The organism is Hydrogenovibrio thermophilus (assembly GCF_004028275.1).
Taxonomy (GTDB): Bacteria; Pseudomonadota; Gammaproteobacteria; order Thiomicrospirales; family Thiomicrospiraceae; genus Hydrogenovibrio; species Hydrogenovibrio thermophilus.
The window spans coordinates 1611782-1633262 of the sequence record NZ_CP035033.1; the positions used below are offsets into that span (position 1 = coordinate 1611782).

The window sequence follows — 21481 nt, forward strand, 5'->3', positions numbered from 1 at the left end:
ATTTTGCCGAAAAATGGCCAGACCTGGCAATTTTTCGATTTCCGACAAAATCATCATACCGTTTTGGGGATGCACTGGTTTCGACGGGGAGTACAAAGTTTAGGATGCATGCCGTGCCTGAATGATGCACGTTAATCTTTATTTCAATTTGTTATAGTTGCAAACGACGATAACTACGCTCTAGCGGCTTAATCCCGCTAGCGCAGACTGGGGCCGTTGTTCGTGGCGCCCAGTTCTGTGTCGACTTACACGGAATCGTCAGCTTCATGTGTTTGGATGAAGTCTGATTAAACGTTACAAACTCGCCGAATATGATCCCTGTTGATCGGGCAGTATTCTGGTTAAAGCAATAGATCAAATAAGCATGTAGAGTTTTAAATGGAGGCTTCTCGGACGGCGGTTCGACTCCGCCCATCTCCACCAAATTCCTTATCCGTTTGCGTTGACGACTTCAAACGCACCCGGAAAAATCCACACGGCGATCAACACAATGACGCCGACAATCAGCGCGCCTTTCAGTAGCATACCGGACAATCTGACCACTAGGTACAACCCGGCCAGAATCACAACCAAGCCGGCAATCGCAGTAGCATCACCTTGCAAAATCAATGCGCTGAACTCGTTCACACAACACTCACTTGTATTAAAAAATGCTATAAAAAAAGGGCTTTCAAGCCCTTCTTTTAATAAACGCTATCCCAGTCAAAAGCTTATTTCAGCTTCTTGATACGCTCTTGCGGACTGATAACATCGGTCAAACGCACACCGAATTTATCGTTGATCACCACCACTTCACCATGCGCGATGAGTGTGCCGTTCACCAACAAATCCAACGGTTCCCCCGCGAGTCGGTCCATTTCAATCACCGACCCCTGTGTATAGGAAAGCAGGTTACGAATCGATACTTTGGCACGGCCGATTTCCAATTGCAGGGTAACCGGAATATCGAGCAATACATCCAAGTCGACTTTTTCACCGCCTTCACCACGCCCTTTTTCCAAGGCTGAGAAGGACGCGGCGTCGATTTCATCGGCGTTATTGGAGGCTTCTGCCTGCTCGGACAGCGCCGCTCCCCATGGATCGTCTTCCGCCGCCGATGGTGAAGCCTCCTGCTCCGCTTCCGCTTGTTCGTTCAGAGCATCACCCCATGCGCTCAAATCATCTTCTTCACTCATCGTACCATTCCTTTACGTTTTCGATCACTCTTTCCTGATAAGCAGGATGGTGTAAGATCTGTTCAATACGCACCGCTTTACGGTCGTTACTTTCACCGACTTTCCCTCTCACAAGACTGATTCCTTCCGCTTTCACCGTTACCAGTTCCGGCATTTCGATTGGGATAATGTCGCCTTTTTCCATCTTCATCAAATCGTCCATCTGCATCTGCAACTCGGCCAGATTGACGGACAAATCGATTTCAATATTTTTCGCTTCTTCTTTGAGCGTACGCGACCAACGGTTATCCGATTCGCCTTGCAGGTTGGACATGCCTTCTTCAAGCTTGTCGCGCACCGGCTCAAGCATGGCGTAAGGCATGACGATGTCGACGCGCCCTTCCACGCCTTCGAATCGAACATTGATCGGGCTGACCACAATCATATCGGTCGCATCGACGATACTGGCAAACTTCGGATTCATCTCCGAATGCATATAATCGATTTCAATGTCCATCACCGGCGCCCAGGCTTTTCGCAGATTTTCCGACGACATGTCAAGAATACTGCGTACCATGCTCATTTCCACCGGGGTGTATTCACGACCTTCGATCTTGAACGGCAACAAGCCGGTGCCACCAAAATACATATCCACGGCGGTGAAAATCAATTTGGAGTCCAGCGTAAACAAGGCCACCCCATTCAACGGATTAATCCGGTAAATATTCAGGCTGGTCGGGACGAACAGATTGCGGAGGTAGTCAATCATTTTAATGATTTTCACTTCCCCGGCCGTCACTTCGACACTCGACATGATCATCTCGTTGAAATGACGCTGGAATCCGCGCGCAAAACGTTCGTTGATGATATCCAAAGCCGGCAGACGCCCACGAACAATTCTTTCCTGGTTCGTGAAATCGTAAACCTTGGCAGACGTCCCTTCCGCAGAATCGTCCCCTTCGGTTTCAACGTCGCCACCGCCCATGCCTTTTAACAGGGCGTCGACTTCATCTTGGCTTAGAATATCATCCATTGACTGATTACCCGATCACAACTTATTGCATTACAAAGCGTTCGAAATACACATCTTCCAGCAGGTCTGGATAAATATTGTGCTTCTCCAGCACTTTACGCGCCTTGGCCAATACCTTTTCTCTCAGCACATCCGGCCCGTTGTCTTGGTTCAAATCCGTATAGGTTTGAATACGCAACAAACTGGTGATGTCGTTTCTCAGAATCGGACGATAATTTTCCATATCGGCAATCAACTGAGGATAATGCGACATAAACTTCATATTGACCGCTAAAAACTTCGCCTGCCCTTCGCCCTTAAAGTTCACCACAAACGGTTCCATGGCAAAGTACTGTGGCGCAGACCCTGGCTCTGGTGGATCATATTGCTTGAATTTCGGTGAATAATCTCGAACCACACCGTCATCATGTGCTGTGGCTTCATCACCATGCTCGGCTGAAGCGTGTTGTTCGGTTTCCGAAGAGTTTGCGTTATTGTCACTGCCACCACTGCTCAACAATAAAAAGGTCATCACCCCAATCCCGACGATCAATAGAATCACGACCACCAGTAAGGCAATAATCAAACCTTTTCCACCACCACTTTTTTTCTCTTCTTGAACTTCTTCAGCCATTGTTTATCCTTTATTTCTGCAACTTTTAACCATCCAAACCTAGTTCGACGTCCCGAGAGGTGAATTCACCATTTTTTGGGACAAATCTTCAATACCAGGCGCTTCACTCAAGCTTCGCAACCGTTGATCCGCTTCTTTATTCAAGACGATGATGCTAATCCGTCTATTACGTGGATTATACGGGTTTTCCTTATCAAATGGCACCGTATCCGACAGCCCAACCACCTGAGCGACTTTGTTCGATTCCACACCGCCATCCAGCAATAATCGCCGGGCGGCATTTGCACGATCCGCCGACAGTTCCCAGTTGGTATACTCGGCATTCGAGTGATACCCTGAGGAATCGGTATGACCGGCAATACTGATTCGGTTATTCGTTTGGGCCAGAACACTGCCGACCTCTTTCAAAATCTTGGCCGCATAGTCCTTCGGCAAATCCACACCACTGCCGAACATCGGCCGCTTACGATCATCCAATATCTGCACCTGCAAACCATTCGGCGTGACTTCAATCTTCAACTGATTTTTAAACTGCTCCAATACCGGGTTCTCGGAGATTTTTTTCTCGATCTGCAGTTTTAACATTTCCATCTCAGCCTTTTCCTTGGCCTTATTGGCGGCGTCATCATCACCTTGATCGCCTTTCGGTGTGTCTTTAAAACCGCCCATATCAATCATCGAATCGGAACTTTGGCCGGCTTCTTTTGATTGCACTAAATTCGCCGGAGCCGACTCGATGACCGTCGGATCACGGAAATATTCCGCCATGGCACGCATTTCTTCATCGTTTACGCCACTCAATACCCACAACATCAGGAAGAAAGCCATCGCCGCCGTCATAAAGTCGGCAAAAGCTACTTTCCAAGCGCCGCCGTGGGCGCAATGCGGACATTTTTTCAGCCGCTTGATGATTATGGACTGTTCATCGCTCATGGCGCTTCTCTATCGCTTTGGTTATTTTTGAGTTTGCAAAAACTCATCCACTTCCTGGAAGGAAGGTCTTTCCGCTCCAGGAATCGATTTACGTCCGAACTCCACCGCTATTTGCGGAGCATAGCCATTCAAGTTGGCCATCAAACAGGTTTTGATGGTACCGAAAAAGGCCCCTTCGTCATGCGCACGGTTCGCCATATCGGATGCAATCGGCCCCACAATCCCGTAGGCCACCAAGATCCCGAGGAAGGTACCAACCAAGGCCACGGACATGTGATGAGCAATTTCCAACGGCCCGGCATCCAAATAGCTCATGGTGACGATAATCCCCAATACCGCCGCGACGATACCGAAACCCGGTAAGGCCTCCGCCACTTTACCAACCGCTTCCGCCGGTGCTGCGGCTTCATGGTGGTGAATATCCATTTCTAAAATCATCAAATCTTCAATTTGATATGGATTACTCGCACCGCTGATCATCAATCTCAAATAGTCGCAAATAAAATCCACTGCATGATGGTCATTGGCAATTTTAGGTGACGCATTAAACAACTCACTGGAATGCGGTTCTTCGACATCGGCCTCTATCGCCATCAAGCCTTCACGGCGTGCTTTATTAAAGATGCGGAACATCAGCCCCAACAGTTCCATATACACTTCTTTGTTGTAAGGCGCGGGTTTTGCCAAGCCTAAGGCACCGGCAAAACTGGCTTTAACCACCCATCCCGGGTTGGCGATAATGAAGGCCCCCAAGGCGCTCCCACAGATGATGACCACTTCGAGTGGCTGAATCAAAATGCCAAAGCTACCGTGCGGGAGATACCCGCCCAGCAAACAGCCAATGACCACCAATGTTCCGACAATTGCTTTCATATTTAAACCTTATTTTCTTATTTGCACCACACTAAGCAATTAGGCTTATTAAAGGTTTTTCACGGCATTCGACAAGGCTTCTTGAGCCGTTTTAAGTTGCGTCAGATTATCTTCGATTTCATGTAAAAAATCATTCACTTTTCCAGCTTGCATCTGAGTTGTTTCCACACGCTCTTGACCATTGCCCATGACTTCCACCGCATTACGAGCACGCTGTTGCAATTCTTCGATAATGGTTTGAATCTCGGTCGTGGCTTGTTGCGTTTTCCCCGCCAAGATTCGTACTTCGTCAGCCACCACAGCAAACCCACGACCATGTTCACCGGCACGTGCCGCTTCAATCGCCGCATTCAAGGCCAACAAGTTGGTCTGCTCGGCAATATCTCGAATCAATACCAGCACCGTTCCGATATTGCTACTGTCTTCTTCCAATTTTTTGATGACCGAAGACGCATGCGTGACTTCATCGGTCAATCCGGTTACCTCAGAGATGACACTGGCAGCCGAAGTCATCCCTTCCTTCGTTCCGGAGTTCATTTGCTCAACGACATTCGACAGCTGCTCGGACACACCAATCAGCTCGGAAGAGTCGAAGACTGCCGGCAAAGCGGCATCTTCACCACCCGAAGCGTTCACTTGCTCGTACGCGGCGGCCAAAGTCGCATTCAACTCTTCGATTTGTTCTTCCAGCTCGGTCACGCGCTGTACAGCCGTATTGGCCGCAATGTCTTTTTCGTCAAGAGAATCAGAGACCTTGGCCAACAACTGATTCAACGCTTTCATGAGCTTTGGATCCACCGACTCATCTTTTAAAGGACTGGAGAAATCACCGCTTTCACTCAACTTATCCAACGCCGTGATTAACGAGGATTGCTCACACACACCTGGCTTATTACACCAAACCAGATACACGAGCGCTCCAGCGACGACCGCACCGACGGCAATGGCAATCAACGCAACACCTGTCGTTGGAATACCTTGTATTTCGGAACTGGCATTCACCCAAGGAGAAACCAACCCCGCCATCATTGCCATTGAAATTTTATGATGTAATTTCATGTCCATTCCTTTCTATTCTTTATGCTTATATTTATGCGTAGAAATCTACCAAATTGTCGGACGAAACCGTTTGAACAGCGCCTTCGGCTATGTCAGCATCATCGGCATCCGTCAACAAACCGCCGGCATGGCCGCCCGAAGATGATTGATCGCCTTGATTGGCAAAGCTTTGCTCAGAGGACGAACTCTCATCACGGACATCCAAAGAGCCGAAACCAACGCCCGCCGCTTCCAACATCTCTTTCAATCGCGGCATGGCATTTTCAATCGCGTCACGCGTTGTACCGTGCTGCGTCACCATCGAAACATGGGCATGCTGATCTTTATCCAAACTCAATTTCACCTGAATCGGCCCTAGTTTTTCTGGGTTCAAGGTAATCTTGGCTTCCTGAATTTTGTTATTGGCCATATAGGTGACTTTTTGCCCTAACGCTTGTCCCCATTGTGGAGAACGCACCGGGTGACCAATCGAAAAAGACTGTCCAGCGGTTTTCTTGGCATCCATCCCCAGTCCCAGGTTACCCAGAACTTTTTCCGCTTTCTCGGCTTTCTCCGCTTCCGCAACAGACGCTTCATTCGCGTTCTTCACCGCTTCCTGCTGAGTTTGCACCACTTGCTTTTGCACTTGGTTCATAAACTGCTGCTGTGCTTGTTGCTGTTGCCCGGAAAAGGATTGCTGCCCTTGTTGGTTGGACTGGGACGAAGCTGTATTCGACTGACCTGCGTTAGTATTGCCTGAATCCGGTTTATGGGATTTGGCCTCGGTCATTTCTTTACTGGCATTGCCATCAGTTTTCGGTTGCGCGGCATGCGTCTGCGATGTCATCGCAGCTCGGTCTTTATCTTGTGCGGCTTCTTTTACCAGTTCTTTTGAATTCGTATCAACAGCCGATTGAGAAGCCATAGGGTTGTTGGACGCCGTTTCAGACATAGTTTTTTGCGCTTGAAGGTCATTATCCCCCATGCGTGGCTGCGATGCTGTCAATCCCTCAGCTCGGGCCGACTCTTTGGTCAAACCTTCCGCCGCATCGTCCAGCTCTGTCGTAGCGGTATCCGTATCGGTTCGAAGACTGTTCAAAACCTCTGGCGCCTTGGCATTATCCGCTGCGACTTCCGTTACTTTCTCTTGCGCTTGTGTCAGGCCTGAAGCCATCTTGTCGGACGAGCGGTTTTGCCCCATAACATCATCCACAGCCTCTTTCATGTTTGGCGCATCATCGACATTCAATGAGGCGGCTTGTTTTTCATTCAGGCTAATGTTCACCAAATCCATTTCATTTTCCGACACTGTCACTGGAGTACCATCGGTCGCATCCCCCGAGGATTCACCTGCCTTTTCCAATGGGTTCATGGACGCCAAAACCGAATCGCCAGCCGTTTGCGTACCCGCTGAAGCCAGATTAACAACCTCTTCTTTGGCATCGGTTTTAGTCACCGTGGAAACATGCACCTTTTCCGCAATTCTTTCCATAGATTCATCAGCGGTCTCTACGACTTCAGAATCCATAATTTCCGCCAGGCCTGGGGCTTTTTCAGTGTTCGCATGGGTTCTGGAAGCATCCATCATGGCTTGTGCTGAGGCAATGGCTTTTGTGGCATTGGATGGCAACGTCGGCAACTTGGCATCTTGCGGCAAGTGAATCTGCTGCATGACCATGTCCAAATCGGTGCTGGCTTCCTCCGACAAAACCGCTTGAGGCAATCCCGCTTCATCGGTCGCCAATGAAGCGACCATCACACCGGCATGCTTGGCTAAATTTTCCGTATCGACCTGAATATCCGACGCAAACGCCGCACCAAGATGGGAGCGATTTTCTGAATCGACCATAGCGGTTCCTGCCGCATGGTTCAAGACTTCCGCAAAGGAACCATTCAGCTTCGGCAATAATTGCCGTTCATCCGCACTTTCAGTCGTGCCTTGAGACTGACCACCGAGGTTAAGCGCTTTTAAAACCGGATTTTGTTCAATCATAATTCTGTCCGCCAATAAGATAATTTCAACGTCAGTTTGAGTTAAGCAACTTGCAAGCCAACTTTTAACTCTTCAGCTCACGAGTCCTGTATGCCGCGTACAAAGCGCTGGGACGCCAGTTCATCCAGCAGTTTTTGCTCCTGCTTTTCCAACCTGGCATGATGGTCTTTTTCGATTTTTTGGCACAGTTTTTCCAACGATTTATGCCGGACACGTTTTTCCAACCATTCAGCATGGGCTTTTTCAACCACCTCATCAAGCTGCCGTACCTGTATGGTTTGCGAATGGATGGCGTTGGTGACTTTATCCAGAAACGCTTGCATGGTTTGAAGTTGCGTCACAGAAGTGTCGCGCGATTTGGTCAACTGCCCGACATAATCGGCATGGTATTCCAACAAGGAGTCAAGCTGCGCTTGGTGACCATCACGTTGCCCGCGAACCGCCACGAAAACATCCTGCGCCTTATCGAGCTCGTCTTTTGCCAAATCGGCTAGAACACGAAGCCTTTCAAGTTTTGACATTGCCATATCGTGACCCTAGACTCTTTGGTGTATTAAAAGAGCGCTTCCAGTTTATCGAGGCTTTCCTGTACCGAAAACGATTCATCAATTCCCTGAGACAAGAAACCGTTCAACTTCGGGAACTTGTCGATGGCTTCGTCAATGGATGCATCGGTCCCCTTACGGTAAGCCCCGATACTGATTAAATCCTGGTTCTGCTGGTAAACGGAATAGACCTGTTTGAAGCGCCGAGCCAGTCGAATCTGCTGCGGCGAAACAATATCAATCATCACCCGGCTGATAGACGACTCTATATCAATCGCCGGATAGCGACCCGAATCCGCAATTTGACGTGACAACAGAATATGGCCGTCCAGTACGCCCCGCGCCGAATCCACTACCGGATCGTTTTGGTCATCTCCCTCAGCCAATACCGTATAAATCGCGGTAATCGAACCGGAATGCGTGGCGCCATTACCGGCTCGTTCAACCAGTTGCGGCAACTTGGCAAACACCGATGGCGGATAACCTTTACTGGCCGGCGGTTCGCCGACGGCCAGCGCAATTTCACGCTGTGCCTGCGCAAAACGCGTCAGGGAATCCATCAACAACAAGACGTCCTTACCTTGATCACGGAAGTATTCGGCAATGGAAGTGGCCAACATCGCACCATGCAGTCGCATCAGAGGCGGATCGTCGGCGGGGGTCGCCACTACGACGGAGCGTTTCAACCCTTCTTCTCCCAAATTGTTTCGTACAAAGTCATTCACTTCTCGGCCACGCTCGCCGACCAGCCCCACCACGACCACTTCCGCATTGGTAAAACGGGTCATCATCCCCAGCAACACACTTTTACCGACCCCGGTGCCGGCCAACAAACCGACACGCTGACCTTTACCCAACGTCAACAACCCATTGATGGTTTTAATCCCGACATCCAACGGTTCTTCAATCGGAGCCCGGTGCAACGGGTTGATTTTTTCGCCGTTCAAAGACACGCGTTCCTCAGCATGAATCGGCCCCTCTCCATCTAAAGGGTTACCGGCGCCATCAATGACACGCCCCAGCATAGCGGGGCTGACGCCAACCTTAATCCCGCCGGACACGGGAATGACTTTGGCATTCGGCTCCAAGCCATGCACCTTACCGATTGGCATTAAGTACAACCGGTCGTTGTTAAAACCGACCACTTCCGCCTCCACGGGATCACCGTACTTGGAAATCACTTGGCAGCGCGAGCCAATCGGGGCATAGGTACCGACCACTTCTAAGGTCATCCCCACCATACGCACCAGTTTACCTTCCACTTTCAAGTCGGGTCTATCAGGTAAGTGCTCGGAAAATTCTGAAAATTTATGGTTAAGGTATTGATTGAAGAGTTGTTTCATCATAAGTACAAACCCTGTACTCAGGAAGAGGTGTGTTCACTGCCGCTTGCTGAAGCTAGCGGCTGGCTGGGTTCTTTTGCGACCTTTTCGGCTGTCGCCAAGGCGTTTTCCAACAATTCATCCAGGCGTGTTCGCCAATCGTTGATGATCAACGAAGATCCCTGTTTGATTTTACAGGTCCCCACTTCCAGACTGTCATCCGTTTGCAAACGCCATTTTTTCTGGTGAGCCTGCTGGTATTTTTGAACGATGTCGGCATCGTCCGGATTCAAAATAACTTCGAGCTGCACACTGTCATCCGGCAGTTTGCCAATGGCTTCTTGAACAACCGTCAATATCCAGTCATGTCGGGATTGAATCTCGGAAGCCACCAGCTTTTCGGCCAAATCGACGGACAATTTCGCCAGGGATTCGAACACATTCTGTGCAATTTGTTGATAAGGATCGCTCATGGCTTCCACAAGCTTTTGCAGTGACTTCACCTGCACGGACAAAGCCGCATCGGCTTCTTTTTCGGCTTTATCAAAGGCCTCTTTGCGCCCTTTTTCCAGCCCTTCTTGATAACCGGCATCATAACCTTCTTTTTGGGCGGTTTCATAGGCTTCCTTTTTCAAGACGGAAGCACGGCGAAGAATTTCAGGGCGAATCTCTTCCCGCAATTTTTCTTCGACATCGGAACGCAGCTTACGCGCTTTTTCAGCTTCTTCCTGCGCCAAATCTTGGTACTGCCAAGGCTTGATCTCCGGGGTTTTGACTTCATCGGCTCGCAGCAAAGTAGCCACCGGCAAAGCTTCCTCTTCCCCCGGCGCACTTTTGGTCAAAGGGGTATCGTCGGTGGCCATTTAGACGAACTCCTCGCCACCACCCGGCATCATGACCTTCTCTTCGTCGGCCAGACGGCGGACCGTTTGAATAATGGTTCTCTGCGCTTCTTCGACATCGCTGAGTTTGACCGGACCGGTCATTTCCAACTCTTCTCTCAACATCTCGGCCTGACGTTTGGACATGTTCTCCAAGAACAACTCCACCATTGTTTGATCGGCACCTTTAAGGGCGATTTTAAGCACATCGGTCGGAACTTCGCCCAAAATGGTTTGAATCCCTCTCGGTTCAATACCACTGATGTCTTCAAAGACAAACATTTTGTCCTGAATCGCTTTACTGATGTCTTCATGTTCAACGGCAATGTCATCCAGCACCCTCGAATCGACACCACCGCCGACCAGGTTCAAAATTTCGGCCGCGCGTTTTTCGCCGCCGATCGTGGCTAGCTTGCCGCCCTCACCATCACTGGAAGCGTGCTCCAATACTTCGTTCAAATCGAACAGGGCACGTGGCTGAATGGTCGTCAAGGTCGCAATACGGTAAATGACTTCCGACTGGAAACGTTCCGGAATGCCGGCCAGAATCTCTGCAGATAAATCCGGTTCAAAATAAGACAACACAATCGCGACCACCTGCGGATGCTCGTTACGCAGCATATTGGAAATGGTCGACGGATGCATCCACTTCAGGGCTTCCAGTCCTTTGACCTGATCCCCCAGCATCGCCGCGTCCATTAAGCCGCCGCCGCCTTCTCCCAAGGCATCGACCATCAAAGATTGAGCATACTCGGTTGGATTGATACCCAAGGCATCTTCGCCCAACTCATCCAAAAAGCTTTTCATCACCACATGGATGTCGGAATGCGACACATCGGATACGTCGGTCATGGCGGTACCGATTTGCTGCACTTCACGCGGGTTGAGGTGTGACAATACTTTGGAAGCCGTTTCCTTTCCCAAAGCCAGCAACAGAATCGAGGTTTTTTCCAAACCGGTTAAATTGTCATCCGCCACTTCTTCGATTTCTGAATTCGCCATACTACTTTTCCTTCGTCATCCATTGCTTGATGATATGCGCGGCCAGTTTCGGATCGGCAGACACAATGGCTTTGACTTTTTCCAGCATCTCTTTGTCTTTTTCAGAGGTTTCGTCATCCTCTTCGGCTTTCTGCTCGACTTCTTCATTCATCTGCTCAAGGGCACGAGAAATCTCGTCGGCGTTTTCAAGCTCTTCCTCTTCTTCCGGCACATCCTCTGGATAGTCCACGGTCATTTCTTCACGTTTCGACAAGTCTTTCAGCATTGGTCGAATCACGCCAAAGATAATGATCAAAACCGCCAGACCTGCCAAAATTTGCTTGACCAGCGTCCAGAACCAAGGTTCTTCCCAGATCTCCGGTGCCGCGAAATCCTCCTGTTTTTCCTGTACAAAAGAGGCATTCACAATACTCAAAGTATCGCCACGCGCTTCATCCAAACCAACCGCATCACTGACCAACTGACGGTAACGCGCCAGTTCGTCTTCGGTCAAGGGGGTACGCTGAGTATCACCGTTTTCATCCAAGGTCAGTTTGTCATCCAATACAACCGCCACCGACAAACGTCGGATGGTGCCAACCGAATTTTTAATGTGGCTGACGGTACGGTCCAACTCATAGTTTTTGGTGGTTTTTTCTTTGGAGTTTTTCAGGTTCGGGTCTCTTTCCGGATCATAGCCTTCTTCCGGCGCAATCCCCGCACGTGGCGGCTGATTTGTCAAAGCGCCGGGAATTCCCATTGGCCCTTCGTTTCGATTGATTTCCTTGATTTCCTGTTCGGAACGAATTGCTTCCGGATCCGGTTCATAATTCTCACGGGTTTGTTCTTGCTGGGTAAAGTCCAGTTCGGCCGTGACTTGAGCACGCACTTTATGATCGCCACCGGCGACCGGCGTCAGTAAGCGTACAATACGTCGAGACAAGGTATCTTCGACCTGACGAGTATAGCCCAGCTGCTTGAGGCTGACGTTCATAATGCCGGAATGCGAGTCACTGGTCAGCAAATTGCCTTGCTGGTCGACAACCGTTACCCCTTTCGGTTTCATATTCGGAATACTGGACGACACCAGATAAACAATGGCATTGACTTGTTCTTCACTTAAGGAACGCCCCGGATAGAGTTTGACCGTGACCGATGCGGTGGGTTCCTGCTGCTTGCGGACAAACACCGAACGTTTCGGCATGCCTAACAGCACGCGAGCCGATTTCACCGAATTGATGGTCGACACCGATTTCGCCAATTCGCCTTCCAACGCCCGTTGATATTGCGCGGTTTCCTTGAATTGCGAAATCCCAAAGCCTTGGTCAATGTCCAGTAGCTGATAACCCGTCGGCGCCTGTTTCGGATAGCCTTGTGCCGCCAGTTTCAGGCGGAGTGAATGCACCATTTCATTCGGCACCAAAATCGCGCCGGAACCTTCTTCAATCTTGTAGGGAACGTTTTCCTGATCCAGTGTTTGGATGACTTCGCTCATGTCCTTGGCATCCATACTGCCAAACAGAAGCGTGTAATTAGTCGATTGCGACCAGAGAATAATGCCGACCGCCAGAGCAACACTGGCGGCCAGAGCGATGACTAAGCTGACTTGCTTCGCAACGGATAGCGAAGTGAGATTTTTAAGGAGAGGAGAACCTTCCGACGCCTTTTGCGAACTTAAACTGGGATCAAGAGTAGGTTGTTCAGCCATCGAAAAAATAGTCTCTTGTTACAAATAGGCTTAAATCGGCATGTTTTTAATATCTTTGTAAGCTTCAACCAGTTTGTTTCGAACCTGTGTCATTGCTTGAAAAGATAAACTTGCCTTCTGCGCTTGAACCATTACTTCGGTCAAATCCACGTCTTCCCCTTTCTCGAAAGCGGTTTTCATCGCGGATGATTTATTTTGTTCTTCCGCAACCGAATTGACGGATTGCGACAGTAACTCGGCAAAATTCCCCGCCGTCTCGGCACCTTTTTCCGGTTGTTTGACCGGTTGCGACTGAGACGCGGCTTCCGCCGCCAGGGAACGCATTTGCAACATTAAACTCTGAGTGTCTACCGAATTAGTCATGATTTCGTTAAAACTCCATTAAATCGCGGACTTTCGAAGAAAATCCAACCGATATTTTCATGATTCAATTATGACACAATGAGCAATTGATATGCCAAAAATGTGTCAAATAAATAACACCGCGATGAAGGCCGGATTTTCAGTGGTTTCCACCCGATACCGTGCCCCGGTCCTAGACAGGCAAGCTTCCAGCCTGCCCCGCCAATGTAACATGTTTGGGCAGGCTATAAAACATCCAAGCCTTGTTCTTTGAACCGAGCCAATTTATAACGCAAGGTACGAGGACTGATATTCAAGGCTTCCGCGGTTTTCTGACGGTGACCATTATTAGCCTTCAACGTTTCCAAAATAATTTGGACTTCGCGCTCCTTCAAGTCCGTCGTATTGGCTTGAGCGTCAAAGCCATTCGAGACGACGGCCTCCGAAGATTCTCCAACGCCATTCGTCGTGACTTCCGACACGGTTTGCGCATCGGTTTCAAAGGTCTCATCAAAGAAGATATCTTGCTTCTGAATCGTTTCCCCTGACATCATCACCAAAGCACGTTGAATCACATTGTCCAACTCACGAATATTGCCCGGCCAGCGGAACTCGATCAAGGCTTTGAGCGCCGGAGCCGACAACATCGGTTCCACCCGACTGCCACCGCAATGGCGTTGCAAGAGGCGCTCTGCAATGGCGGCGATGTCTTTCGGGCGATTGCGCAAAGGCGGGATTCGCATTGGAAATACGTTCAAACGATAAAACAGGTCTTCCCGGAAATCGCCATTGGCAATGGCTTGTTTCATATCGATATTGGAAGCACTCAATATTCGAACATCGAGTTTAATCATTTTCGAGCTACCAATACGCTCCACTTCACGTTCCTGCAACACACGCAACAATTTTGCTTGCAAATCCGGCTTCATTTCTCCGATTTCATCCAGAAAAATAGTGCCGCCCTGCGCCAATTCGAATTTTCCCGGCATGGATTTCAAAGCCCCTGTAAACGCGCCCTTTTCATAACCGAACAAGGTGGCTTCCAGCATGTTTTCCGGAATCGCCGCACAGTTAATGGCGACAAACGGTTGTTTGCTGCGATTGGAGTGATTATGGATAAAACGGGCCAAAACTTCTTTACCGGTTCCGCTTTCACCGGTAATCAACACCGAAGCATCACTTTCCGCGACTTTTTTGGCCATGGCTTTCAGTTGAATCGTCGTCGAATCCGCGACCACAAAATCTTCTTCTGCCGACGCATCCCGATAAAAATACGCCCGGGCCTTTTCCACCAGAATATCGGCTTCAAACGGTTTGAGAATGTAGTCGACTGCACCGGACTTCATGGCGTCCACGGCCTGTTCGACCGTGCCATACGCCGTCATCAACACAATCGGCAGATAAGGCTTAATCGCGCGAATACGCTTCATTAAATCATAGCCGTCCATGCTACCGTCCATGCGAATGTCGCTGAACACCATAGCGATTTCATCATCCAGCGCGACCAGCGCTTCTTCCGCAGAACTGACAGCCACGACTTCAAAATCATTCAACTCAAGCGTATCAACCAAAGCTTCCTGTAATTTCAGGTCATCTTCCACCACAAGTATTTTCGCTAGAGTCATGCATCCTCTCCATTCTCTAATAACGGCAGTCTCAACCCGAAGACGGCTCCGCGCCCTTTAATCGATTTGACCCAGGCTTCGCCACCATGTGCTTCGGCCACAGCTCGTACCACGGCCAACCCCAGTCCTGTGCCTTGTGCCCGGCTAGTGAAAAAGGGTTCAAAAATTTTTTCATTCATTTCTTCGCTCAAGCCCGGACCATTGTCCGCTACCGTAATATCGACTTGATTGCGTTTTCCGTCCAACTCGACCGAAACATCAATTTCCGCATGCTCCGAGACGATATCAATGGCATTACTCACCAGGTTTTCCAGCGCGGTCAACAGCGCATCCTGATCGCCCAAAACCACCAGGCCTGGTGTCTTTTCATCAAATCGAATCAAACTGTGTGATTGCTGAACTTTTGGTTCCACGGAATGCTTCAAACCATCCAGCAAGGCCCCAACCTGGACCTTTTGATCCTTGGCTTTGCCACCCTTGGCGTACTGTAGCATGTCTTTCACCAACGCTTCCAGGTGTCGCAAACTGGTCAGCGTTTTGGCCACAAACTTATCGCGCTTGTCTTCCGCCAATTGAGGGGATGACATTTGCGACACATATAAAAGCGCCGAGGCTAAAGGCGTACGCACTTGATGCGCCAATGAAGCCGCCATTTCACCCATTGAGCTCAAACGTTGGTGACGACTCATATGTTGCTGCAAATCTCGCGCCGCCGTCACATCCTGAATCAGCAAAATCTTGCCATTCAAGTGTTCGCCGTGATTTTGCGACAAACTCAACGGCGATTCCGACAACTGATAATAATTTTGGTTGTGGGTAATCAGCTCACCGGCATCATTGGCGATTAAAAATACATTGCGAACCACCACTTCCCAGTTACGACCAATGGCGTCAATGCCCAAAATCGTTTCTGCCGCCGGATTCATTTCGACAATACGATCATGTTCGTCCAGTACAATCACCCCGGCCGGCAGCAAATTCAACAGCTGTTCAAGCCGTTCACCCACCCGGTGTTTTTCGCGGTTGCTCTCATCAAGCTTGTGTTGAAGGTCTTCAACCTCATGCTGCAAGGACTCGTAAGCCAGCGTCAATTGAGACGACGTCTGATTGAACAGCTCAAACGCTTCTTCCAACTCGGCTAAACGTTTTTGTTCAACCGCGTCTGCTCTGGCTTCATCCACAATCGGCCCTTTATCAGTTCAAATTGAATTTACGAATTTTTTCAACCAACGTCGTTCGGTTGGTTTGCAGCAACTTGGCCGCTTGGGAAACATTCCCGTCGGTCTGGACCAAAGCCTTCTGAATCAGCTGTACTTCCATTTCCACCAAATACGACTTCAAGTCCAGGCCTTCTTCAAGGTTCGGCGTCGGGTTTGAGGCCATAAATTCGTCCGCTTGACCTGCGGCATCAAGGGTTTCAGCTTCCATCACGATATCGGTTGACGAAGGAGGTTCACTTTGAGGTGTCGTTTCCACCGACTGCTGGGCCAATTGAGAGGCGTCGACACGAATCAAACTGGCATCTTCCGGTAGCTCAACTTGATACTTCACCGGTAAATCGCCATATTCAACAACCAAGTCAGGAAACAGAATGGATAAACGTTCAGCCAGATTGCCGAGTTCACGGACATTGCCCGGCCAGGCATATTGTTGCAAGGCAATCATGGCTTTTTCAGACAGCTTGGGAATCGCTCGACCGGAGGATTGGATTTTATCGAACATGAAATCGAACAAATCGGGAATGTCTTCCGGGCGTTCTCTTAAGGACGGCATCTCAATCGGAAAAACATTCAACCGATAGAACAAGTCTTCGCGAAAGGTTCCGTCGGAAATATTGTCTTCCAAATTGCGGTGCGTGGCGGCAATAACGCGGACATCACATTCAAAGCTTTTATTACCGCCAACACGCTCGTAAATCCGTTCCTGCAGCACTCGCAGCAATTTGACCTGCATCGGCAATGGCATGTCGCCAATTTCATCCAGAAAAATCGTCCCCCGTTCCGCCATTTCAAAACGGCCTTTACGAGCGGTGATCGCGCCGGTAAAAGCCCCTTTTTCATGCCCGAATAATTCAGACTCCAGCAGCTCGCCCGGAATAGCACCACAATTGATTGGAATAAAGGCTTGATTGGAACGACTTGAAACGGAGTGAAGGCTTTGGGCGACGACTTCTTTCCCGGTGCCCGATTCTCCGAGAATGAGGACGGTTGCATCGGTCTGGGCAACCTGTTGGATTAGTTTCTTGACTTGTTGCATGGCTGGTCCATTACCAACCAAGGAGGATAAAAGTTCTTCTTTCATCTAGCCGCCATTTTATTTGGTCATCTAGGTGCCTTTATATAAGTTTTTACCTAGGATGTCAAAATTTTGGCATTCTTTTTGTGGAAAAAGCGCTTTTACAGGTGATTCGGCTTATCGCAAGTATTGTTTGACGGCTTTTTGCTGTTGACGCCCGGAAGATACCGCGGCTTCAATTTCAACCATTCTGCGCTGAATCAAAGCACGGATTTTATCGACGTCTTCCAACAACTCAGCCAATGAAGCTTCCATGTCCGGAGAAGGGTTTTCAAGCAGTTGATTGACTTGAACCGTCCACACAGGATGACGCTCAATAAAAGCATCCCAATCGCCGTCTTCAGCACACCGTAACAGCATTTTGGACTCGTGCAGACAATTCAATAAATCATTCGTCATATGAATCACTTAATGTTTTTGACCGACTCAAGTTGCGATTGAGTCGCCATCTTAAAATTATCGGGCATCTGGCTCCAAGCATCTTTCAACTCGCGAACCAAATTAGCCACTTCGTCGATAAGAGTCTCATCATTTTGTGAACTGGCCTGTAGCAAACGACGGTTCATATAGGAATACAGAGCTTCGTAGTTGGTCGCAACATCACCACCATGCTCCATATCCAGGTTACTGCGCAAAGAACCAATGATCAAGACGGCTTTATTCAGCTTATTGGCTTTTTGCTCATAATCTTTGCGTTGCATAGCCCCTTTTGTCAACGCCAGGTTGTCTAAAATGCCATCATACAACATGGATACCAGTTTATGCGGTGTGGCATTTTCCAACCCGGTTTGCACGGATGTTTGTTGGTATTGGTCCAAGAATTTTTGTTTCATCATTGAATTCATCATTAGACGTCGCCTTTCCTTGTGTTGTTCCGATACTAAATTGATCAGTTATCGTTATTATTGTTGTTTGTTAACATTGCCGCCAACGATTGACGAGTGCTTTCCATCTCCGACAATAATGTCTGAAGTGAACCGAACTGGATGCGATATTTCAGTTCTAGGGCTTCATAACGCTCATCCACTTTTGCCTTTTCTTCTTCAATATCATCTAAACGATCCTGGAAGTTAGACATCCGGTTACCGATAATACCGGTTTCTTCATCCATCATATTGTCAAACAACATGCCCAGACGATCGGCATAACCACGGTTGAACTCAATCGTGCCTCGTGCCCCGGTTGCCGTGCCATCCACCTTGAACTCCAAACCTCTTGGCGATCCGTCCAAAATTGAATTAATGGTGACATCCTGTCCTTGACCCACAAAGGTATAAATTGTGCCATCTTCATTTTCAAGATAGCCTTGCACATCCGTACCGGTTGTTTGCGCCGTTACGCCCAGACCAGAGACACCAGATGTCAAAAAGCTACCCGACATCAACTCCAAAGAGGATGCCGAGCCGTATTTATTCGACGTCATCGTATAGGTTTGAGTGGCATCATCATATTCCACAGCCACTTTGCTTCCGGCTCCGGCAACGGTGCTATCGTTATTAATGACGCGTGAAATTTCTTTTGCTAAATCATCACGGGTATAAGTGCCTTGGGTTAATTGCAAATCCAGTGTTTGATTGCCGTCAACCGCCACTTTCAATACATTATTGGTGCCATCAATAGTAATGTCACCACCAGCGCCAATTGATGCACCGGCAACTTGAGCTTGAGATGCGACCGTATTAATATTGAGAGCGTAAGACCCTTCAATCGTCTGGTCAGTTGACCCCATGTACGTCACTTGATTGTCGGTAGCCGTCGCACTGGCGGCAAACAACTTACCAACCGCTTCCGGATTATTCGCAATCGCAGAATTCAACATACCGGTATCCAAAGAAAGTGTGCCATCCAACTCAGATCGAATACCGATATCGGCCAATGACTGAACGGAACCGGTCAAACCAGGGATCGATTCAATCATGGCTTCACGAATACGATACTTAACTTCTCTGAGAGCGGAATCCCCACTCAAAGAACCCATGGTTTCGTCTTCTTCATCCGTCTCAGAGGAACCTAAGTTCGTAAAAATCTCATCCAAAGCATTATATAAATCGACAAAATCTTGAACCGCCTGAGACAGGTCCGCCGTATCATTTTGAATTTCAAGCGTTTTTGTACTACCAATATCCGAAGATTTCAAATTCAGGGACACGCCTTCAATAACACCATCAATCGTGTTGCCAGAATTGGTAATGGTCAAACCATTTACCACAACCGTGGCATCCTGAGCGGCTACCGTTTCATCCATATTCGCGGTTGCCAAGCGGGAAAGCCCCGCCGCATCGGCATTATTTCCATCTGTATCACCGGTAATCGACACATCAATCGTATTACCGGCGCCGGATTGCGCGGATGAAAACATAAGTTTATAACCGGTTCCGACATTGACAACCGTTGCATTGACGCCAATACCGGCGTCATTCACGGCTTGCTGGATGCCGGACAGGGTATTATTGGTCGCATCAATGGTAATGTTTGAAACCGCACCGCCCACATTGAACGTCAAGGTACCTTCACCGACGACACTGTTGGTCGACGCGAATTCGGCTTGAGACGCCAGAGTATGCGAGGTGGCAAGAGACTGAACTTCTATCTGATAGGAACCATTATTCGGGCTGCCCGTCACGGTCGCATCCAACACAGACGGATCGGAGGACACAACGGTTTTTTGCTGGAAATTGGAGATATCCATCAAGGTGCTGATTTGCGACATGAAGCCGTCAAAAGCCATTCCCAGGGTATCGTACCCCGTTAATTTACTGTTGTATTTGGTTTCATTGTTTTCGATGATGGAACGGCGAGCCGAGACATCCGCTTCCGCCAAGGTTTTGGAAATCGTGCTCACATCAAAAGTATTCGCACCCATCGAATTCAGAATACTGACACCGATATCGTTTGCCATGATTTTTCTCCAGCCTGAAAAGCTAATACAAACTTATATTAACTGTATTGTTATATTTTTAGATACCTATGTTTAATAAATCGGCCACCAAAAACGTAACTTTAGCATTTTATGAAAAAAAGGTTTCGATTGGCAAAAGGAACATATCTAAAAACACTTTGTTGACCATAACAAATTTCAGGCCAACAAAGTGTTTAGATTAAAGAGATTAGTGCTGAAGGCTTACTGAAGGAGCCCCAGAACATTCTGAGTGGACTGATTTGCTTGAGAAAGCATGCTTTGCCCGGCTTGTTGTAACACTTGCGTTCTGGCAAGATTTGCACTCTCAGCGGCATAATCTGCATCTTCGATACGACTACGGGCCGCCATAATATTCTCGTTCACATTCTGCAAGTTGGAAATGGTGTATTCCATACGGTTTTGCATTGCACCGAAACCGGCTCGAGCTTTCGCAATGGATTCCAGAGCCGCGTCAACTTGTGACATCATTCCCAAAGCAGACGCTTGAGTTTGAATGGTTCCGGTCACGCCCAAAGCTGAAGCGGTCAAGCGTTTCAAAGACACTTTCAGCGTGTTCGCGATGCCTGTTTCCCAACCGGCGTGAATCGAAATAATCGTTGCACTCGCCATCAATTTAACACCGTTAAATTTTGTGGTCGAAGCGATACGGTTAATCTCACGTCTTAGCTGAGACACTTCGATGTTCATTTGTGAACGTTGAACCGAGTTGTAGGTTTCGTTCGCCGACTGAACCGCCAGCTCACGAATACGGTACAACATGTTAACGGTTTCTTCCGCCGCACCATCAACGGTTTGTACCAAACCAATCCCGTCATTGGTGTTACGCAAAGCCATGTCGGTTCCGCGAATTTGTGAAGTCATTTGCGTGACAACCGCTTTACCGGCGGCGTCATCCGCTGTTTTATTGATACGCAGACCAGAAGTCAAACGTTCCATTGAAGTCGACATTTCGCGACTGCTTTGATCCAACAAACGGACCGCATTTTCAGACGCAATATTTGTATTGATGACTAGTGCCATGACAGTTCTCCCTGTGTGTACTTGTGTGTGTTTTTAATATCTTTATTTTTATGTTTGAGGCATTCTTTGCTGCCTTCAATTTCTTTATCGGGACGCTTTCAAATTCCTTTAGAAATTTTTAACGTTTAAAACGAAAAAAACATTAAAAACAACCAATAAACCGCTTTTCACCAGGCCTGGTCATTTTTCATATCACTTAAAAAAC

Annotated in this window: 21 protein-coding genes and 1 other RNA gene; 1 reads left to right on the top strand and 21 read right to left on the bottom strand. The window is 48.5% G+C overall.

Annotated features, from left to right (window positions below; translation table 11 throughout):
* The first annotated feature begins 65 nt into the window (after window positions 1–65).
* Window positions 66–423, top strand: a transfer-messenger RNA (tmRNA) gene (ssrA, locus tag EPV75_RS07645).
* 6 nt (window positions 424–429) lie between these two features.
* Here ssrA and EPV75_RS07650 read toward each other — a convergent pair.
* The 21 genes from EPV75_RS07650 to EPV75_RS07750 form a co-directional block, all read right to left on the bottom strand.
* Window positions 430–627, bottom strand: a complete 198-nt coding sequence (locus EPV75_RS07650; protein ID WP_029938307.1) for a hypothetical protein — start codon at window positions 625–627, stop codon at window positions 430–432.
* Between the two features lie 83 nt (window positions 628–710).
* On the bottom strand, window positions 711–1175 hold the full coding sequence (gene fliN / locus EPV75_RS07655; RefSeq protein ID WP_029938308.1) for a flagellar motor switch protein FliN: 465 nt from the start codon (window positions 1173–1175) through the stop codon (window positions 711–713).
* Window positions 1168–2187, bottom strand: coding sequence for a flagellar motor switch protein FliM (gene fliM, locus EPV75_RS07660; protein ID WP_029938309.1), 1020 nt, complete (start codon window positions 2185–2187; stop codon window positions 1168–1170). The genes fliN and fliM overlap by 8 nt, the downstream gene beginning before the upstream one ends.
* Window positions 2188–2209: 22 nt before the next feature.
* Window positions 2210–2800, bottom strand: a complete 591-nt coding sequence (locus EPV75_RS07665; protein ID WP_128384988.1) for a flagellar basal body-associated FliL family protein — start codon at window positions 2798–2800, stop codon at window positions 2210–2212.
* Between the two features lie 39 nt (window positions 2801–2839).
* Window positions 2840–3733: a flagellar motor protein MotB gene (gene motB / locus EPV75_RS07670; RefSeq protein WP_029938311.1), complete on the bottom strand. Its 894-nt coding sequence runs from the start codon at window positions 3731–3733 to the stop codon at window positions 2840–2842.
* A 21-nt stretch (window positions 3734–3754) separates the two neighbouring features.
* Window positions 3755–4606 (bottom strand): flagellar motor stator protein MotA, encoded by an 852-nt coding sequence (motA, locus tag EPV75_RS07675; protein ID WP_029938312.1) that lies wholly within the window; start codon window positions 4604–4606, stop codon window positions 3755–3757.
* A gap of 48 nt (window positions 4607–4654) precedes the next feature.
* On the bottom strand, window positions 4655–5665 hold the full coding sequence (locus tag EPV75_RS12415; protein ID WP_128384989.1) for a methyl-accepting chemotaxis protein: 1011 nt from the start codon (window positions 5663–5665) through the stop codon (window positions 4655–4657).
* Between the two features lie 31 nt (window positions 5666–5696).
* Window positions 5697–7637 carry a flagellar hook-length control protein FliK gene (locus tag EPV75_RS07685; protein ID WP_128384990.1) on the bottom strand — a complete coding sequence of 647 codons (1941 nt, stop codon included), beginning with the start codon at window positions 7635–7637 and terminating at the stop codon, window positions 5697–5699.
* A 77-nt stretch (window positions 7638–7714) separates the two neighbouring features.
* The gene (gene fliJ / locus EPV75_RS07690; RefSeq protein WP_192893967.1) at window positions 7715–8158 is read right to left on the bottom strand and encodes a flagellar export protein FliJ; all 444 of its coding nucleotides are present in this window, start codon (window positions 8156–8158) and stop codon (window positions 7715–7717) included.
* A gap of 32 nt (window positions 8159–8190) precedes the next feature.
* On the bottom strand, window positions 8191–9528 hold the full coding sequence (fliI, locus tag EPV75_RS07695; RefSeq protein WP_128384992.1) for a flagellar protein export ATPase FliI: 1338 nt from the start codon (window positions 9526–9528) through the stop codon (window positions 8191–8193).
* A gap of 17 nt (window positions 9529–9545) precedes the next feature.
* Window positions 9546–10367, bottom strand: coding sequence for a FliH/SctL family protein (locus EPV75_RS07700; RefSeq protein WP_127119598.1), 822 nt, complete (start codon window positions 10365–10367; stop codon window positions 9546–9548).
* Window positions 10368–11387 carry a flagellar motor switch protein FliG gene (fliG, locus tag EPV75_RS07705; protein ID WP_029938318.1) on the bottom strand — a complete coding sequence of 340 codons (1020 nt, stop codon included), beginning with the start codon at window positions 11385–11387 and terminating at the stop codon, window positions 10368–10370. It abuts the gene before it with no gap.
* A gap of 1 nt (window position 11388) precedes the next feature.
* Window positions 11389–13074, bottom strand: a complete 1686-nt coding sequence (gene fliF / locus EPV75_RS07710; RefSeq protein WP_128384993.1) for a flagellar basal-body MS-ring/collar protein FliF — start codon at window positions 13072–13074, stop codon at window positions 11389–11391.
* A 30-nt stretch (window positions 13075–13104) separates the two neighbouring features.
* Window positions 13105–13437, bottom strand: coding sequence for a flagellar hook-basal body complex protein FliE (gene fliE / locus EPV75_RS07715; protein WP_029938320.1), 333 nt, complete (start codon window positions 13435–13437; stop codon window positions 13105–13107).
* A gap of 224 nt (window positions 13438–13661) precedes the next feature.
* Window positions 13662–15041, bottom strand: a complete 1380-nt coding sequence (locus EPV75_RS07720; RefSeq protein ID WP_128384994.1) for a sigma-54-dependent transcriptional regulator — start codon at window positions 15039–15041, stop codon at window positions 13662–13664.
* Entirely contained in the window at window positions 15038–16222 is a 1185-nt protein-coding gene (locus EPV75_RS07725; protein WP_127119595.1) for a sensor histidine kinase, read from the bottom strand. The genes EPV75_RS07720 and EPV75_RS07725 overlap by 4 nt, the downstream gene beginning before the upstream one ends.
* 13 nt (window positions 16223–16235) lie before the next feature.
* Window positions 16236–17342 carry a sigma-54 interaction domain-containing protein gene (locus EPV75_RS07730; RefSeq protein ID WP_128384995.1) on the bottom strand — a complete coding sequence of 369 codons (1107 nt, stop codon included), beginning with the start codon at window positions 17340–17342 and terminating at the stop codon, window positions 16236–16238.
* A 111-nt stretch (window positions 17343–17453) separates the two neighbouring features.
* Complete coding sequence (locus EPV75_RS07735) at window positions 17454–17735, bottom strand: flagellar protein FliT (RefSeq protein ID WP_029938324.1); 282 nt, start codon at window positions 17733–17735, stop codon at window positions 17454–17456.
* Between the two features lie 5 nt (window positions 17736–17740).
* Window positions 17741–18184 (bottom strand): flagellar export chaperone FliS, encoded by a 444-nt coding sequence (gene fliS, locus EPV75_RS07740; RefSeq protein ID WP_225972286.1) that lies wholly within the window; start codon window positions 18182–18184, stop codon window positions 17741–17743.
* A gap of 41 nt (window positions 18185–18225) precedes the next feature.
* A complete protein-coding gene (fliD, locus tag EPV75_RS07745) occupies window positions 18226–20235 on the bottom strand; it encodes a flagellar filament capping protein FliD (protein WP_128384996.1) in 2010 nt (669 codons plus the stop codon).
* Window positions 20236–20457: 222 nt separating this feature from the next.
* Window positions 20458–21276 carry a flagellin N-terminal helical domain-containing protein gene (locus EPV75_RS07750; RefSeq protein ID WP_128384997.1) on the bottom strand — a complete coding sequence of 273 codons (819 nt, stop codon included), beginning with the start codon at window positions 21274–21276 and terminating at the stop codon, window positions 20458–20460.
* Window positions 21277–21481: the final 205 nt, after the last annotated feature.